We start from the raw sequence: 17,454 nt of genomic DNA on the forward strand, positions 1-17,454 counted from the left end.
ACGGTTTCATTTATTTCACATTTTACACCAGAGGGAAGCGATTGGTCAAATAATTATCAGAATTGTTCAAAAAATAATAGGGTTAAAATATAGTTTAAGGGGTCGACTAAGTCAACCCCTTACAAATTTGATTATTCTCTATCTTTATGGTGATTTAAATAGTCATTCATTGACGTTTCTAACCTTTTATAATATAGTGTATAGCTAAACCAGAAAATCGCATATACACAAATGAAAGTTATGAAACTAAGTATTAAAGGCAGGAGCTCTAATGGCACCCATCCAATTGCTAAGCCAACAGAATAATAGGTAATAATAGAAAGTGTAAGATGAATAATGGTTTTCTTTAAAGGACTCCACTTTTGTATTTCAAAAATACGAGATGCTAATCCAAAATAAATACCAATAAATATACTTCCCAGCATGTTCACCCAAATTACAGACACACTTGCAGGAACATTAAATATCATTAAAAAGGTAAGCGCAACAAAGGTATAAATACCTGCAAAGCCGATTCCAACCATACTCTTCTAATTTAGGCCTTGCCAGTTCAAGCTGATCGGGAAAAATAGAATGATCGCAGAAATAATCAATCAATCTTTTTAAGGTTGTTAATGGATCACTCGTCAATACGATAAACCCATCATTTTTTGTTTGTACGCTTCCAAATGAATCCAGTGTATTCTTCGTGATATTTCCTTTTACATAAACAGAGGTTTTAGAATATTTTTGTAAAAGTTGAGATAAGCTTCCTTTTTCGATAATGGTCCCTTTATCGATCAATGCAATATCATCACAAAGTCGCTCGACTTCATCCATATTGTGGCTGGTATAAATGATGGTACGTCCTTGTTTTTTTTAGTTGATCGATCGGGTTGAAAATATGGTGTCTGGATTGAGGATCAATTCCTACAGTTGGTTCGTCCATGATCACAATATGGGGGTTATGCATACGCGCACAACCTATATTTAAGCGTCTTTTCATCCCACCGGAAAAAATCGATACTTTTTCTTTTCCATAGTCCGTTAACCCAATGTCTCTTAATACTTCCTGAGCTCGTTCATGAAGTTCCCGTCCTTTTAACCCATATAGTTGACCATAGAATTGCAAATTTACCAGAGCAGGCAATTTTTCTTCAAGACAGATTTCCTGAGGCACGTAGCCTGTAATACTTTTTCTCAGTGAATGGTTACCGGTGCGGTCAGAGGAGATGATTTCCCCATCATACTCTTGGATAACATTGGCAATAATTTTCATTAAGGTAGATTTCCCAGCCCCATTAGGACCAACGATACCGAAACACTTCCCCTTGTCAAAAGTTAAACTAACACTGTTTAATGCCCTGGAATTTTTATATTGCTTTGAAACCTCCTGAACAGATAACATTTAAAGCACCACCTTTTAAAACGGATTAACTTCATTGTAGGAACATTCCCAAAATAATGGTTTTAAAGAACATAACATGTGATTATATTGGAGTCAGATGCTAATTTTGTTGTGTAAGATTTTGCCGTTATCGTTTATTTTTTATCCCGGTTCGTCTTCAATAATGTAATCTTTTAAGAAAATAAAAAAGCAGCCCATTAAAAATTTATAAAACGGACTGCTTACACTATTTTAGACCTGAAATTCCATGGTTATGAAAGCCGGTAAAGAAGATGAAATCATTCGGTATATAATGTTAGATTTTCAACATTTTCCAACCACTTTTTATGGTTCGTACCATCACGATCTGCTACCCATACATTTTTATCTGTATCAGTCAGGGACTTTCCTCTGAACCAAACAAACATTTGTTTGGAATCCAAGTACATTGGTTTATAATCTCCCAAATTCTCTGGTGGCTCTGTGATTGTTTCCTGTTGTTTGTTTGTTATATTTATGCGATGCAGCTTTGGCAATGGGTGTCTGCCGGGTTCATTTGACCATTCCCTCTCCTCCACTCGGGATGTCACCAGCGATTCGTTATCGATCCAGGAGAAATCGAGTTCGGCATAATCGTCCGGAGTAAATGTTTGGTTCACAGGCATTTCTTTAACCTTCAAGTCTTTATCCTTAAATCCTAATACAATTCTGCCTCCACCTGCAATATAGGCAAGTCGGTCTTTATCGGGAGCCCACTTCGGTTTTCCGACACCCAGAATGACCTCATCAAGCACCTTAAAAGTAGAGCCATCATTTGTCATGACGCTCACCATATTGCTGTCCATGGACCAGGAGGCGGTTGGTGAAATGATAAAGGAAGTCCATTTTCCACTCGGGGAAAAAGAAAAGTGACCAGCACCAATGGATAAAATAGAGGTCTCCCCTTTTTCGACTTCTTTCGGAATCTTAAGAAGTCGCTGGACATTCTTATGCAGTTTGACATCACTTAAAGGCGCGGTTATGGTTTTTCTATAAAGAATTGGACTTGTCCACCCATCAGGTAGCAAATCAGCCTGAGAGGACAAAAGAAAGCCACTCCCATCAGGCACCCACTGATAGCTGTTTACACCAAGCTCAACATTATAGAATCTATCCAAATCAGATATGTTTAGAACTTCATCGCTTTGAAAGGCCACGAGATTTTTTTCCGGAGACCATTTTGGATTACGTCCATTATAGAAGATTTTTTTCTTCTCCCCTGTTTGAACATGATAGACCCATATTTCCGTTTGTGCCTTTTTATAATCTCCTGGTTCAACTTCTACGTTTTTCTGATAGAGCAGCCATTGACCATCATGAGACCATTGTGGTGCAAACACATCCCCTTCTTTCGTTATTTGTATTTCTTCCTGGTTCTCATATATCCATAAGTCTCCATCACGAATAAAAGCGGCCTTCATATCCTTAAGGGCTGTTTGCTCAACAGCAAGAACAGGTGCTGAATTAAAAAATAGAAAGACAGCTGTCAGCAAAAAGATACGTACAGACAAAAAATCACCACCAATGTCGATACTCCCTATCAGTATGTATCATTGGTGGTATGTTTAACCTTCCTCTATCGTACTTTTATAAATATAAAGCGCCGTAAACCAACGCTCCTAAAATCACAAAAGCAGGATGAACCTTAACTTTTTCCAGTAAAACCAGACTGACAATGGCTAAAAAAAGTGTATGCCAGACGCCGGAACCTTCATAAGCTGTTTGAAAAAAATCAAAGGCCATAACCCCAAGAAGAATGGCAATCGTCGGTAAAATCAAGGCTGTCAGTCTTTTAACACGCGGGGAATCCTTAAATTTTAATAAAACCTTTAGTAAGGTAATCATTAAAATAAGAGATGGGGCAACGATGGCGAATACCCCAACAAGTGCTCCTAAAATTCCTCCCTGTTCAAACCCAATGAATCCGGCCATTTTTGTGGCTATAGGACCAGGCAATGCATTCGCCATGGCCAGCATCTCACTGAAATCATTGACTGTCATCCAGCCAAACCGATCGACCACTTCATTTTCCACCAGAGGTATGGAGGCTGGACCACCTCCATAACCGAGGATACCCGGAATGAAAAAGGCAATAAATATTTCCCAATAAATCATCTATGATTTTCCTTTCTCTCGTGTACCATTTTCAGCAGTGGTGTTTTTAACCACATGTTCCTCTTTACCTGACTGATCATCAGGAACAGGCTTAATCAGTGCATAAAGCAGGATTGCAGCAATTAATACAGCCGGATGTACACTGAACCATTCGATTAAAAGTAAGGATGCAGCTAACAAAACAATCGTAATCAGCCAGCCATTCGCTTTGTGAGATTTTTTTACAAAACCATACGTTAATAGAGCAAGCATTACTCCGACCACAGGAACAACAGCCTCTGTCATGCCATTTACCCAACCTAAATTACTAAACGAACTTAAGAAGGTTAATAAAATAATGATTAGTACTATAGTCGGGATGATGGTAGCCAATACCGCATTAATCATCCCAGGAATTCCGGATACTCTGTGACCAATATAACCGGCCATTTTAGTTGCAATTGGTCCAGGAAGTGAATTTCCCAATGCAAGAATATTACCAAATTCTTCATCGTCCAGCCACTTATACTTTTCAACCACCTCTTTTTGTACAAGAGGGATCGAGGATGGGCCTCCCCCGTAGCCGAAAATTCCTACTCGGAAAAAGGCTAAGAAAAGGTGCCAATGTGTCATATCTATAACCTCCGCAGGGAACTTGTCTGTCCAAATATATTATATTAGTAAGAAGATATTGCGCCATCTGTTCTTGATTCTGTTCCTCCATATAACGTACCTGTCTCGTGATCCCGCCAAATGATTTGTCCTCGCCCGAACTCACCTTTTTCTAATTCAGTTTGTATATCATGCCCTTTTCTAACCAAGCCCTCAGCAATGTAAGAAGGGAATGTTGATTCTACAGCAATTTCCTTACCTTTCCGCCACTGCCACCTGGGCGCATCAAGGGCCGCCTGTGGGTTAAGCTTAAAATCAATCATATTCACTAAGACCTGGACATGACCTTGGGGCTGCATAAAACCACCCATGACTCCAAATGGACCTATAGGTATATTATTTTTCGTTAAAAAGCCTGGTATAATGGTATGGTACGTGCGTTTTCCTCCCTTTAAGGCATTGTCATGGGAAGGATTAAGAGAAAAATTATGTCCCCGATTTTGCAGAGCAATTCCCGTACCAGGTACGACCAGCCCAGAACCAAATCCCATATAGTTACTTTGGATAAAGGATATCATATTTCCGTATTGATCTGCGGTTGCTAAATAGACCGTTCCCCCTTTTGGTGGTTGACCTGGCTTTGGTGTTAAGGCTGTATCATGTATGCAGTTTCGTCTTTTTTGCGCATAGGTATCAGAGAGGAGCTGCTCTGTTGAATGTCTCATGTCCTTCTTATCTGTAATATAGGTTTGGCCATCTGTAAATGCCAGTTTCATCGCTTCCATTTGTTTATGATATGTATCTGCAGATTCCTTTTCTGAAAAAGAAAATCCCTTTAGCATATTTAATGTCATGAGTGCAACGAGCCCCTGACCGTTAGGCGGGATTTCCCAGACATCATAACCGCGATAATTTACTGATATGGGTTCTACCCATTCCGGCCGATAAGTCTCCAAATCTTTTTTCGTTAAAAATCCATCATATTGAGTCGAAAAACGGGAAATTTTCTCAGCAATCTCCCCTTCATAAAAGGACTTTGCCTTTGTTTCAGCAATAGATCTCAACGTATCTGCATGATCTGTTGATTTCCATACTTCCCCTATTTGCGGTGGCCGTCCATGAGGTGCAAATGTATGGAACCAATGTTTGAATTCATCACCATCGAGTTCTTCCTTATATTTTTGATACGCTTTTGTCCAGAAACGACCAAGTGTTGGAGATACGGGATAGCCATTTTCCGCATAATCTATCGCAGGCTTTAACAGCTCTTTAAATGGCAGCTTTCCAAATTGATCTGATAATTCCGCCCATGCGCCTGGAGCTCCCGGTACTGTGACTGGAATCCATCCATGAACAGGAATATCATCATACCCTTTGGCCCTCACTTTCTCTATGGAAATGGAGTCTGGTGATGGGCCACTTCCATTTAAACCATACAGCTTCCCTTTTGTCCATACTAATGCAAAAGCATCACTGCCAATGCCATTAGAGGTTGGTTCCACTACCGTTAACGCAGCTGCAGTGGCAATGGCCGCATCAACAGCATTTCCTCCTTGTTTTAACATATCAAGACCAGCCTGTGCGGCAAGAGGCTGGGATGTTGCGACCATACCACGATTCGCAATGGATACCATCCGCTGCGAAGAATAAGGATAATCTAAATAATCAAAGGACTGCATTTTAAATTTTCCCACCTTCATGAAATGTTATATCTATATATATTTCACGAAAAACAGCAAAAGTCCTGTTAAAAACTCTTTTAGATATAAAAACTGCCTGGTTAAATAACCAGGCAGTTATGTTAGATCTTTTCCTCAGCCAGCTCCCTCATCGTCCCGTTCTGCTTAAAATTCGTATGCCATGATAAGGCTTTTTCCAGCACATGCGGTGTCTGACCACCTCGAGACAGAGCTTCATAATAATATTCTCTTAATTGATCGCGATAGATAGGATGGGCGCAATTTTCAATAATGAGTTCAACACGTTCTCTAGGTGCTAAACCACGTAAATCGGCGTACCCTTGCTCCGTTACTAAGACATCGACATCATGTTCCGTATGATCCACATGAGAAACAAATGGCACTACACTTGAAATATCGCCACCTTTTGCGATCGACTTAGTGACGAAAATAGCTAAACGGGCATTTCTGGCAAAATCACCAGATCCCCCTATGCCGTTCATCATTTTTGTACCTGTAACATGTGTAGAGTTGACATTCCCATAAATATCAAACTCTAATGCGGTATTAATAGATATAAGGCCGAGTCGGCGGATGATCTCAGGATGGTTCGATATTTCCTGCGGTCGCATAATTAACTTATCACGGTAGTCCTCAAAGTTATCAAAGACTTTTTTCATTTTTTCTTCTGATAGCGTAATGGAACAGCATGATGCCATGTTGACTTTACCTGCATCAATGAGATCAAAAACAGCATCCTGAAGGACCTCGGAATAGACTTCTAAATTCTCAAATTCTGATTGAACCATTCCGTGCAGAACAGCATTTGCCACTGAGCCTATACCCGATTGTAAAGGAGCAAGGCTTTCTGTAAGACGTCCAGCTTTAATCTCATTTCGTAAAAAGGTCATTAAATGATCTGCCATGATTTGGGTTTGATCATCAGGTTCAACGATTGTTGATGGCGAATCCGTCTGACTGGTGAAGACAATTCCCTTTACCTTTTTAACATCGATAGGAATTCCTGCTGTACCGATTCGATCGCTTGGATCAGTTAGCGGAATAGGTGCACGTTCTCCCTGCTTTTCTAAGCTATATATATCATGAACCCCTTTTAATTTTTCGGATTGTGCAAGGTTAATTTCTATTATGATATTCCTCGCCTTTTCAGCAAAAATTTGTGAATTCCCAACCGATGTTGTAGGTATAATCATTCCATCCTCTATCGAAATCGCTTCCAAAATAGCATAATCTACAGCCTCTATTACATTCCCCCTAAGTAATTCAGCTGTATGTGAAAGATGGTGGTCGACAAAAAAGTGCTCTCCCTGATTAATTTTCTTCCGCATAGTCGGATCAGCTTGGAAAGGGAGACGTTTTTGAATGATTCCGGCTTCTGCAAACATTTTATCAATATCTGAACCCAATGATGCACCCGTGAATACATTCACTTTAAACGATTCGTTTTCCGCACGTTTAACCAGCGCAGTCGGAACCGCTTTCACATCACCGGCACGAGTAAAACCGCTCAGACCAAGTGTCATTCCATCCTGAATCCATGCAGCCGCTTCCTCTGCCGAAACAACTTTTTCTTTCAGCTGTGCATCCTTAATGCGGTCGTAGTTGTTCCCCACAATGTAACCCCCTTCATCTTAACTTTAAGAATATTTTAACTTATGAAAGGGCTTTAACTGGAGATTATGAAGACAAACAGAAAAATCGTGTGTGAAAACCTGAAAAGATGATGTAAAACAGAATAATCAGAATCCCAGCAGCTTTCTGAAATAACTGGAATAAGATTGACTGACGGGAATAGTTGCACCATTTTTCATTTCCAGCACAAATGTAGAGTGCGTGTCGGGAAAAATCTCACGAATATGATGGACATTTACTATAAAAGAACGATGACAGCGAATGAAAATTTCCCTCGGAAGAATGTATTCGAATTCCTGTAATGCTTTATTATGGGTTCCGGCAAATTCGTCTGAATAGACATAAGTTTTGCGGTCTCGCACCTCTACGAACATAACATCATGGAAAGGTATGGGCTTCCATCCATCCTGACTTTTTACGGTAATGACAGATTTTCCTTCTGTCAGTGCCGGATAGATGGCGGTTACACAGCCTTCAATCTGGTCATTGTCGAAATATGGAACAGCCATACCGTGATAGGGAATCCCAAAAACATTCCGGTCGATAAACTCTGAAACCTTTTGCCCCGATTGAAAAGCTTTATCTGCAATGGTCCCCTGTTTAATCGGGTCCCCTGGCTTTATTTTTAAATCGATTCGTTTACTGGGACGATAATAAATATATTCTCTTGTATTGGATATCGCAATAGATACTTCATCGGAAAAAAGCTCTCCAAACACATCTAATAGTGAATCCATTGTCAGCTTCTCCATAAATGCTCCTCCCCAAAAGATGATTAAACGAAAGAATTTGTCGAATTCATTTCTTTTTCAATTATAACGTAAAATACAGAGATTTTGGGGAACTTTAACCAATAAGGACTACGCTAAAAGGAGTCGATAAAGAATGCGATATAACGAAGAAATTCCTCATGAGGAGGGGATGGACCACAGTATTGCTTTACTTCAGGAAGGCTATCTGTTCATAAAGAATCGTGCCGACCAATTTAAAACAGATCTATTTGAAACGAGAGTGCTTGGAAAAAAAGTAGTCTGTATGACTGGTCCGGAAGCGGCAAAGATCTTTTATGATCTAGACCGTTTCCAGCGTAAGTGGGCAGCTCCTTACCGTATACAACAATCCCTGTTCGGAGTAGGGGCAATACAGGGAATGGATGGACAAGCCCACCATCAACGCAAGCAGCAGTTTCTATCTCTTATGGATAAACGTAATCAAGAACGGTTAGCCGAAATGGTTACAAATGAACTCAAACACTCCATTCCCCAATGGGAGAAAGAGGAACAAGTTCGTTTCTTTAAGGAAATAAAGAACGTTCTATGCTGGGTAGCCTGTCAATGGGCGGGTGTTCCTGTTAAAGAGGAAGATATCCCTGACCTTGCTGATGATTTAATATCCATGGTTTATGCTTTCGGCAGAGTGGGTCCTGAGCATTGGAAGGGAAGAACGGCCAGAAATCGAACAGAAGGCTGGATGGAAAATATCATCGAGGATGTACGTTCCGGAAACATACCTGCAGATGAATCGTCTGCTTTATATGTAATGGCATTTCTTAAGGATGAGAAAGGTCAGCATTTGCCTGCAAAAAAAGCAGCCATTGAACTTATAAATGTACTTAGACCCATCGTTGCGATTTCAACCTATATTACATTTGCGGCTGTAGCCCTGCATGAACATCCAAAGACTAAGGAGCCGCTAAAAGAACACAATAGCAGAAATCTTGAAATGTTCGTAAATGAAGTCCGGCGCTTTTATCCTTTTGGCCCTTTTCTCGGCGCAAGGGTGAAAGAGGACTTTACCTGGAATAATTATACTTTTAAAAGAGGTACACTAGTTTTATTAGATATTTATGGGATGCATCATGATGAAAGGTTTTGGGAAACTCCTAATCAATTTGACCCGAATAACTTTAAAAACCAGGACAGGAATGACTACTCATTTATTCCTCAAGGAGGCAGTGATCCTGGAAAGGGACACCGTTGTCCGGGAGAAGGAATTACTGTGGAAGTGATGAAAGCAACGGTGGACTTTTTAGTAAATAAAATGGACTATGATGTTCCTGCTCAGGATTTCAATTATTCATTAGATGAGATGCCGACTTTACCTAAAAGCGGCTTCCTCATGACTAATGTAAAAAGGATATAAAATGAATGGCTGGCTTATCAAAAGATGCCAGCCATTCTGAACTATCGAAACTCACTCATTACCCATTTTCCTATATCATGAAAGCCTAACCGTTTATAGATCTTTCCTGCTTCAGGATTATCATAAAAGAGGCACAGATGTTTTCCTTCACTCAACAGCTCTTTGCATAATGCTGTCATACACGCACTGGCATACCCTCTTTTTTTATACTCCTCCAATGTACAGACGCCTATAATCATTGCTGAAAGACTGTTTTCAGCGGTGGTCATTGCCGAAGATACCATTTTTTCTCTATCTTCAATATAAAAGGTACGTGATACACCTTCCTCCATATTTTTCCGAATACTTTCCCCCTCAGGATCACGATTCGTAAAATCTGCAATATTCCGGTGAAGCTCAACAATACGTGGAATATCCGGGATTTCAGACTTTTTCACTTGAACATCGGGAATTTGTATATCATTTAAGGACTCACATTTTGCATAGTAGGTTTCTCTTACTTTTTCAGGTTTATGGGTTAAGTGGGAGAGAACCTGGTGAACAATGGTTGATATACCTGAGACCATCTTTTCCTCTCGTTTATCCTGATCTATAATAGCCGCGATTCCTTGTCTGTCAAAAGAATCCGGAGCATAGATAATGTAATTTTGGCGATAACGTAATAATACAGCACGAAAATATCCCTGTTCGTCAAAATCACCCCAGACGTCCTGGAAATCTTCCTCAACACCATAGGCCTCCAAATCGCCAATCAGAAACAGGTTTTCTGCCGGGCTTTTTTTAATAAATTCCATACAAGCATGAAGATCTGCTTTTGACAGTTCCCGAATCATGTAATCCCCTCCCCTATAAAATTTTGAAATTGTGTATATATTACCAGAATTCATATATTTTACAAGAAGAAATTTATATTTTCTGTTTTTGGAGTATAAGTAGAAGAATTCTACAAAAAATAAATGAAAAAAATTACCTTAATGAGGGAAGAATAATGAAGGAACTAATTATTGCTATCAATTTTTCACTCCTGCTTTTCATTGCGTCGATAAGTACGAAGAAAACATTAAATGTACTGGAAAACAGTTTTATGTATTTAGTCCTTGTATTTTTTGTGACAGGATATACAGCCGTTTATTATATTAATTTAAAGCTCTGGTCAGTTGCTGATGATCCCCAATTGTTTCTGATTTTGCGGTTATATGAATTGATAATGATTCCGTTATTATGTTTATGGTACTTTAACCTGGTAGAAGTTTGTAAAACCTGGCTATCGAGGATTGTGTTAACGATTTTAATGACAGGCATTCTGGGAATTGTCCAATTGATAATGACTTATTGGGAGGTCATACAGTATAAAAACTGGCAATTCTGGCAGTCAATTGTGACGTTTGTCGTCCTGTTAATAGTCGTGCGCTTGCTGCATGTATGGTTTCAATCAAAACTGCAAAAGGAAGGAATCAAATGACTTTACCAGAACATTTCGATCACAATGAATGGTTTGTACTTACAGGAGTTATCCTGTCTTATTTGCTGGTCTTTTTATTGCCCAGGCGTTTTCCCTTAAGTGTTATTTTGCTGGTTATGCTATGTGCCATTGTCTTTGCACGTGTTCTCGACCATATGATGGCCTCGCCTTCCCTTGATTTATATGACATTATGGATAAGGGCAACTATGAGTTGTTTGATTTAGTGCTCTATTCCTTTTACGCTCCCTTTGCCTACTTATATATCTACTTATTTGATAAGTTTAATGTAAAAGGAATTTGGACGGGGCTGTATATCCTTGTATGGTCTCTAATCGCAATTGGTTTCGAGAGGGTTAATGTGTATTTTGGTGTATTTAATTACCATGGGTGGAAGGGAGCGTATTCTTTTCCTGTATATTTGGCTGTTCAGAGTTTTACATTGCTGTTTTTCTTATATATTCAGCATCATTATAACCATCTGAAATCAACACAGGATGAACCCTAATCGATTCCGTTTGGTGAAATTACCTGAAAAAGTATATTTGTTTTAGTAAGATAATATGGTAAAAACAAAGGGCTCTGCTCATGCAGGGCCACTTTGTTTTACATACCTAATTCGTTTGTTCTATTAATTCCAGGTGATAATCCCCAACCTCACCTTCATGATATAAATTGGTGATAGATGTTGAGTACGTGGAAATCGAAGCCTGAAATTGCAGATTTTCGTCTGGGATTTTTACCGTAAAGTCATTTTCATAAAGCTTAGTTGTTACCTGATGATAATCATCACTCGTTACTTTGAAATCAAAAATAACTTTGCGAAGCCGTTTATCTTCTTTAAGAATCCATTCATGCTGTAAATATTCAGCCTGTATTCTTAAATCATCAAGTATAATTTCCGGCATAATTCTTCACTCCTATCTTATTAGTAAATTATAAGTTGTTTAATAATACATCACAAACAAAAGACTGACCCGAAAGTAAATCGGGTCAGTCTCTGTTTTATTGCACAACAATTTCATGATCTATTACTGTGACAGTAAGCTGGTCAGATTCTTCCTCTTCAAGTAACACGTCAGCTATTTTATCCTCTAATTGTTCCTGAATGACTCGGCGTAATGGACGGGCACCAAAGGCTGGATGGTAGCCAAGCTCAATTAGTTTTTCTTTGGCCGCCTGATCAATCTCTATATTGATATGCTGTTCCTCAAGCTGATTTCTCACATCTGTCAGCATTAAATCAAGAATATCTAAAAGATGATCCTTTTCTAATTGGTTAAACTCTACGATTGAGTCGAAACGGTTAAGGAATTCAGGTTTAAAGTAAGAACCAAGAGATTCGAGAATATGACTTTCCTTTTCCATATCTTCGCCTACTGTATTAAAGCCAACGGTAACCTTTTTATCCGTTACACCCGCATTACTGGTCATAATTAATACAGTATCCTTAAAGTTTACGGTTCTTCCCTGACTATCTGTCAGACGACCGTCCTCCATAATTTGCAGGAACATATGCTGCACATCTGGATGAGCCTTTTCAATTTCATCAAGCAGAATAATACTATATGGGTTGCGACGAACTTGCTCTGTTAATTGTCCGGCTTCATCATGGCCAACATATCCAGGAGGTGAACCGATAAGTTTTGAAACCGAGTGTTTCTCCATATATTCACTCATGTCCAGTCGAATCATTGAATCTTTAGATCCAAAGATTTCTTCAGCCAGAGATTTTGAAAGTTCCGTTTTACCAACCCCTGTTGGACCAACAAACAGGAAAGAACCAATAGGACGATACTGGGATTTCAATCCTGCACGACTACGGCGAATAGCTTTGGCCACTTTTTGTACAGCCTCATCCTGACCAATTACTTTTGACTGTAAATTCTCTTCAAGATGCTTCATCTTTTCTTTCTCATTTTCCTGAAGCTTACCTACCGGGATACCTGTTTTGGCTTCAATCAGACTCGTGATAAAGGCCTGATCAACAACACCAGCTTCTTCTTTTCCATCTTCAAGCTGTCTTTCCAGTTTTGCTTCCTGGTCACGTAATTTTGCAGCATCTTCATAACGTTCTTCATTTGTTGCCTGATCTTTTTGTTTACGGATAGCATTTATTCTCTTTTGAATAGCTGTTTTTTCTGTTCCTTCAGATAATAAATTCACCTTAGATCCAGCCTCATCTAACAAATCAATTGCTTTATCCGGGAGGAATCGATCCTGAATATAACGATCAGAAAGCTTCACACTGGCTTTCAACGCTTCATCGGTAAATTTAACCTGATGATAATCCTCATAACGGGATTTGAGACCATTTAATATTTCCATAGTCGCCTCAGGAGTCGGTTCCTCTACCATAACTGGCTGGAATCGTCTTTCAAGCGCTGGATCTTTTTCGATTTGCCTGTATTCTTTCAGGGTTGTTGCTCCGATTACTTGCAATTCTCCACGGGCAAGTGCAGGTTTCAGGATGTTACCTGCATCCATGGATCCTTCAGCTGAACCGGCACCAACAATCTGATGTACTTCATCAATAAACAAAATGACATTTTGCCGGGATTGCAGCTCCTGAATGATGGATTTCATTCGTTCTTCAAAGGAGCCTCGAACTCCTGTACCAGCAGTCAGAGAGGAAACGTCCATAACATACACTTCCTTATCCAATAATTTTGAAGGTACGTCTCCTTCTGCCATTTTTAGGGCGAGTCCTTCTGCAATCGCTGTTTTACCTACACCAGCTTCACCGATAAGAACAGGATTATTCTTGTTACGTCTATTTAATATTTCAATCACACGTTCGACTTCTTTGTCTCGTCCAATTACCGGATCAATGTTCCCATTTCTGGCCTGATCGGTCACATTACGGCCAAATTGATCAAGAACGCCATTTCCACCAGTACTCTGTGTTTGTGTATGGGTTGGCTGTTTCATACCAAAGGCCGCCCCATTCTCCTGACCTATTCCCTTGAATAGATCATCAAATGGGAATCCCATTCCTCCACCAAAGTCGGATGGAATATTGTGTTTCGCTTTTTCCTGTTCAAAACATGATGTACACATTTTAATATTTTTCTTTTCATTATTCATTTGGGTATAAACATTAATTTTTGCCTCATTTTGCTGACATATATCACAAAGCATCCATAAAACCTCCTTTTGAGATTTTTATTCTTTGACCTTTTTTGACCTTACACTTTTATTATAGTTTGACCTTCTTTGACTTTCAAGATATTTGTTTATGGAAATTTCTGTAGACTAAACGATTGGATATGAAAAATCAAGCAGCTTTTAATAAACTGATTTTTTAGAAGAAAACTAGTGTAAAGACAAATGGGCCTGTGATACGATGATATAGGTTATCAGTTAAGGAAGAGGGTTTTAAGTAATGACTTGGGAGATTTTTAATGCGATTGGAACCATAGCCTTTGCCATAAGTGGAGCTATCGTAGCATTAGAAGAGGATTATGATATTTTAGGAGTTTATGTCTTAGGCATGGTTACGGCTTTTGGAGGCGGAACCACCCGAAACCTGTTAATCGGTGTACCGGTATCGGAAATCTGGGATCAGGGGCCACTTTTTATGATGGCTATTTTTATTATAACGATTGTATTTTTGTTTCCTTCAGGGGCACTGAAACATTGGGGAAGGTGGGGCACATTCACGGATGCCATAGGCCTTTCCACTTTCGCGATTTTAGGAGCCATGCATGCAACAGAGATGAATCATCCGTTAAGTGCAATTATTATGGCTGCATTACTTACAGGAAGTGGTGGCGGGATTATCCGTGATTTACTTGCTGGAAGAAAACCATCTGTACTAAGAGAGGATATTTATGGTGCATGGGCTATGCTTGCAGGCTTACTGATCGGTATAGATCTGGTAAACCAGACTTGGGGGTTATACCTCTTATTTGTCGCGGTTGTTACACTCCGAATGCTTACAGTAAAGTATGGGTGGAAGCTCCCCCACAGACAGTTTACAGATCAAAAGAAGGCACATATGTAGTGAAGCTTGATTCTTGGATGAATCAAGCTTTTGCTTATACTAAATTTCTTTTATATCAAACGACACAACCCGGTCTGTGTTTGGGTTATAGACAACTGTACCACGAACGGTTATCGATTCCTGTGGGGACTGTAAAAAATAATCATATACTTCTCTCGTTTGATTATTCGTTACCGACGTTTTTTCCACGGATTGATATTCGGTTACTTTATAGTTTGGATAGGCCGTCTGCGTTACTTCTAACAGATACTTTCCCCATTTTTCCTGTTCCAGTTGAGGTGAAGGTGTGATTTGAATGTTCAGAACACCTATCTGAGGATTTACTCCTAAAGCCTCAAATGCTCTCCTGTGAAGATTAATACGATTAGGTGGATATCCTTGAACAGTATCCACTACAGTTACGATAATCTCCCTTTGATTATTGGGGTTCGTAATTTTTAACATTTGACCACAACGGTAAGGGGCATTCAGACTGACAGATGCAGTCATATATTCATTTGTGGACCATGGAATACCACACTTGGTAACCTGTCCCCCCGTTGTCCAGGTTGCCTGACCCTGTATGCTTTGCTGTCGATATGCATCCACAGCTGGAAACTGTGAATTCGGAAGTGGGTTGTACGTATATGGATGAAACGAGTAGAAGTTTTGCCCATACCCATAAAAATCGTTTGTAAACATACGCTCTCCTCCTGTCATAAGTCTCTCACTCATTGATAGTGTATGTACCCAGGAGGTTAAATCGTGATTGGAAATTAGCAAGGAACACAAAATCGACAGCTGGACGTGGCTGTATTTGGTTTAATTTAATCATTCCCCAGACGATCATTACCCAGATACAAGGCATGTACCTGGGTAATGATCATGTTATTCACTCATAAAGTTTTGATATTCTTCTTCTATTTCATTTAATGTCTGATCAAATTGCTCGCCCCAATGGTCATTCTTCGTTTGAAAAATAACATTTCCGTCCGAATCCAGCATTCCATAGCCGCGATACGCAATATCACCGTTTTTCATGCCCATTTTATCAATCACTTTTAACTCAGGATCAGCAAGAATTGGGAGACTTTCGCCAAACACTCGCTTAATTTCATCGTATAAAATCTTTTGTTCCTCAACCGTGTCCTTACTTATAATATAAGTATCAACGTTCAGGTTAAGGTCCTCCAGCGTGTCTAAATTCTGATGCAACTGAACCAGTTGCTGCTGACAAATACTTCAGGTGTAAGTGGTAATAAAAAAGAACAGGACAGGTTTTTCTCCAGGTATATTTACCTCTTCTCCTGCATGATTCTGCAGGGTAACCGGCTCATCTGCCGCTGGAGAACAAGCTGTCAGCATTACCCCAAATACGAGTAACAGGGTAACAACTTTAGACTTCATAAATAGACTCCTTCCTGAAAAAGCTTATTCATATTCCTTTTCAAATGTTTTTGTGCTTCTTACTGTATCAATCGGTCGTACCATGTCTTCAATTTCTTCCCGTTTCGCTTCTAAAAATGGAGGTAAAGATAACTTTTCCCCTAAAGTTTCATATGGTTCATCGCCCATAAAGCCGGGGCCATCTGTTGCAAATTCAAATAAAATTTGAGGTGCCACATTCGCATACAATGATTCAAAGAAGAAACGGTTGACGTATCCAGATGTCCGGAAGCCAAACTTAGCCATCCGCTCAATCCACTCTTCCAATACATCACGATCTTCTACGCGAAAGGCTGCATGGTGAACGGTACCAAACCCCTGTCTTGCCTGAGGAAGGATTGTGTTATATTCTACAATAACCCGGGCACCGTTTCCACCTTCTCCTACTTCAAACAGATGCAGGGAACCTTCCTGATCAATTTCTTTGAACTGAAGTACCGTTTCCATCATTTTTTTAAAGTAGTCAAAGTTGTCCACACGAACATGAATAGGTCCTAGGCCTGTTATAGCGAATTCTAATGGGACAGGTCCTGTTTTCCACGGAATCCCTGCCTTCACCCCATCAAGATTCTCATCTGAGATCAACTGATATTGCTGATCATCAAAATCAACAAAAGACAGGGTGTTAACACCGAATTGTTCTTTAATTCCTGAATGCTTTACTTTAAGTCTATCAAACCTTTTTTCCCAATACTCCAACGCTTCATCACTCGGTACACGGAAGGATGTTTTAAAAATTTCATTCGTACCATGCACTCCCTTGGGAATCCCGGGAAAATCAAAAAAGGTCATATCTGTACCAGGATTGCCCTCATCATCTGCAAAGAATAAATGATAGGTTTGAATATCATCCTGATTCACAGTTTTCTTAACCAAACGCATCCCCAGGATATAGGTGAAAAATTCATAGTTTTTCTCCGCACTGCTGGTTATGGCTGTGACGTGGTGCATCCCTTTTATTCCATTCATACTTAAAGC

Annotated in this window: 20 protein-coding genes; 4 read left to right on the forward strand and 16 right to left on the reverse strand. The window is 39.6% G+C overall.

The window, feature by feature from the left end:
- Positions 1-131 precede the first annotated feature (131 nt).
- From ABD006_RS00110 to ABD006_RS00150, 9 genes are all read right to left on the reverse strand, one after another.
- Entirely contained in the window at positions 132-524 is a 393-nt protein-coding gene (locus ABD006_RS00110; protein ID WP_343836200.1) for a DUF3021 domain-containing protein, read from the reverse strand.
- Complete coding sequence (locus tag ABD006_RS00115; RefSeq protein ID WP_343836202.1) at positions 460-819, reverse strand: ATP-binding cassette domain-containing protein; 360 nt, start codon at positions 817-819, stop codon at positions 460-462. Before ABD006_RS00115 ends, ABD006_RS00110 begins: the two co-directional genes overlap by 65 nt.
- A complete protein-coding gene (locus tag ABD006_RS00120; protein ID WP_343836204.1) occupies positions 812-1,387 on the reverse strand; it encodes an ABC transporter ATP-binding protein in 576 nt (191 codons plus the stop codon). Before ABD006_RS00120 ends, ABD006_RS00115 begins: the two co-directional genes overlap by 8 nt.
- Positions 1,388-1,665: 278 nt before the next feature.
- The gene (locus ABD006_RS00125; RefSeq protein WP_343836208.1) at positions 1,666-2,916 is read right to left on the reverse strand and encodes a hypothetical protein; all 1,251 of its coding nucleotides are present in this window, start codon (positions 2,914-2,916) and stop codon (positions 1,666-1,668) included.
- 76 nt (positions 2,917-2,992) lie between these two features.
- The gene (locus ABD006_RS00130; protein ID WP_343836210.1) at positions 2,993-3,520 is read right to left on the reverse strand and encodes a chromate transporter; all 528 of its coding nucleotides are present in this window, start codon (positions 3,518-3,520) and stop codon (positions 2,993-2,995) included.
- Positions 3,521-4,132, reverse strand: a complete 612-nt coding sequence (locus tag ABD006_RS00135; RefSeq protein ID WP_343836213.1) for a chromate transporter — start codon at positions 4,130-4,132, stop codon at positions 3,521-3,523.
- 44 nt (positions 4,133-4,176) lie between these two features.
- Complete coding sequence (locus tag ABD006_RS00140; RefSeq protein WP_343836215.1) at positions 4,177-5,790, reverse strand: gamma-glutamyltransferase family protein; 1,614 nt, start codon at positions 5,788-5,790, stop codon at positions 4,177-4,179.
- A gap of 122 nt (positions 5,791-5,912) precedes the next feature.
- Positions 5,913-7,424: a succinyl-CoA:acetate CoA-transferase ScpC gene (gene scpC, locus ABD006_RS00145; protein ID WP_343836218.1), complete on the reverse strand. Its 1,512-nt coding sequence runs from the start codon at positions 7,422-7,424 to the stop codon at positions 5,913-5,915.
- A 126-nt stretch (positions 7,425-7,550) separates the two neighbouring features.
- Entirely contained in the window at positions 7,551-8,195 is a 645-nt protein-coding gene (locus ABD006_RS00150) for a LytTR family DNA-binding domain-containing protein (protein ID WP_343836220.1), read from the reverse strand.
- Positions 8,196-8,328: 133 nt separating this feature from the next.
- Between ABD006_RS00150 and cypC the strand changes: the two genes are divergently transcribed.
- On the forward strand, positions 8,329-9,585 hold the full coding sequence (cypC, locus tag ABD006_RS00155; protein WP_343836223.1) for a CYP152 family fatty-acid peroxygenase CypC: 1,257 nt from the start codon (positions 8,329-8,331) through the stop codon (positions 9,583-9,585).
- Between the two features lie 41 nt (positions 9,586-9,626).
- Here cypC and ABD006_RS00160 read toward each other — a convergent pair whose 3' ends face one another.
- Entirely contained in the window at positions 9,627-10,418 is a 792-nt protein-coding gene (locus ABD006_RS00160) for a GNAT family N-acetyltransferase (protein ID WP_343836225.1), read from the reverse strand.
- A 155-nt stretch (positions 10,419-10,573) separates the two neighbouring features.
- On the opposite strand from ABD006_RS00160, the gene ABD006_RS00165 reads away from it, so the two are divergent.
- Both ABD006_RS00165 and ABD006_RS00170 read left to right on the forward strand, forming a co-directional pair.
- Positions 10,574-11,047: a hypothetical protein gene (locus ABD006_RS00165; RefSeq protein ID WP_343836227.1), complete on the forward strand. Its 474-nt coding sequence runs from the start codon at positions 10,574-10,576 to the stop codon at positions 11,045-11,047.
- On the forward strand, positions 11,044-11,553 hold the full coding sequence (locus ABD006_RS00170; protein ID WP_343836228.1) for a hypothetical protein: 510 nt from the start codon (positions 11,044-11,046) through the stop codon (positions 11,551-11,553). Before ABD006_RS00165 ends, ABD006_RS00170 begins: the two co-directional genes overlap by 4 nt.
- 106 nt (positions 11,554-11,659) lie before the next feature.
- Here ABD006_RS00170 and ABD006_RS00175 read toward each other — a convergent pair whose 3' ends face one another.
- Complete coding sequence (locus tag ABD006_RS00175; protein WP_343836229.1) at positions 11,660-11,953, reverse strand: DUF3219 family protein; 294 nt, start codon at positions 11,951-11,953, stop codon at positions 11,660-11,662.
- A 97-nt stretch (positions 11,954-12,050) separates the two neighbouring features.
- Positions 12,051-14,186 carry an ATP-dependent Clp protease ATP-binding subunit gene (locus ABD006_RS00180; protein WP_343836230.1) on the reverse strand — a complete coding sequence of 712 codons (2,136 nt, stop codon included), beginning with the start codon at positions 14,184-14,186 and terminating at the stop codon, positions 12,051-12,053.
- A 244-nt stretch (positions 14,187-14,430) separates the two neighbouring features.
- Between ABD006_RS00180 and ABD006_RS00185 the strand changes: the two genes are divergently transcribed.
- On the forward strand, positions 14,431-15,051 hold the full coding sequence (locus ABD006_RS00185; protein WP_343836233.1) for a trimeric intracellular cation channel family protein: 621 nt from the start codon (positions 14,431-14,433) through the stop codon (positions 15,049-15,051).
- Positions 15,052-15,090: 39 nt separating this feature from the next.
- Here the strand turns inward: ABD006_RS00185 and ABD006_RS00190 are convergent, their stop codons facing one another.
- From ABD006_RS00190 to ABD006_RS00205, 4 genes are all read right to left on the reverse strand, one after another.
- Positions 15,091-15,732 (reverse strand): DUF3889 domain-containing protein, encoded by a 642-nt coding sequence (locus tag ABD006_RS00190; protein WP_343836235.1) that lies wholly within the window; start codon positions 15,730-15,732, stop codon positions 15,091-15,093.
- A 186-nt stretch (positions 15,733-15,918) separates the two neighbouring features.
- Complete coding sequence (locus ABD006_RS00195; RefSeq protein ID WP_343837707.1) at positions 15,919-16,269, reverse strand: redoxin domain-containing protein; 351 nt, start codon at positions 16,267-16,269, stop codon at positions 15,919-15,921.
- A 3-nt stretch (positions 16,270-16,272) separates the two neighbouring features.
- Positions 16,273-16,437, reverse strand: coding sequence for a hypothetical protein (locus ABD006_RS00200; RefSeq protein WP_343836237.1), 165 nt, complete (start codon positions 16,435-16,437; stop codon positions 16,273-16,275).
- Positions 16,438-16,461: 24 nt separating this feature from the next.
- On the reverse strand, positions 16,462-17,445 hold the full coding sequence (locus tag ABD006_RS00205; RefSeq protein ID WP_425542159.1) for a ring-cleaving dioxygenase: 984 nt from the start codon (positions 17,443-17,445) through the stop codon (positions 16,462-16,464).
- Positions 17,446-17,454: the final 9 nt, after the last annotated feature.

This window comes from Salinibacillus aidingensis (genome assembly GCF_039522525.1).
Taxonomy (GTDB): Bacteria; Bacillota; Bacilli; order Bacillales; family Alkalibacillaceae; genus Salinibacillus; species Salinibacillus aidingensis.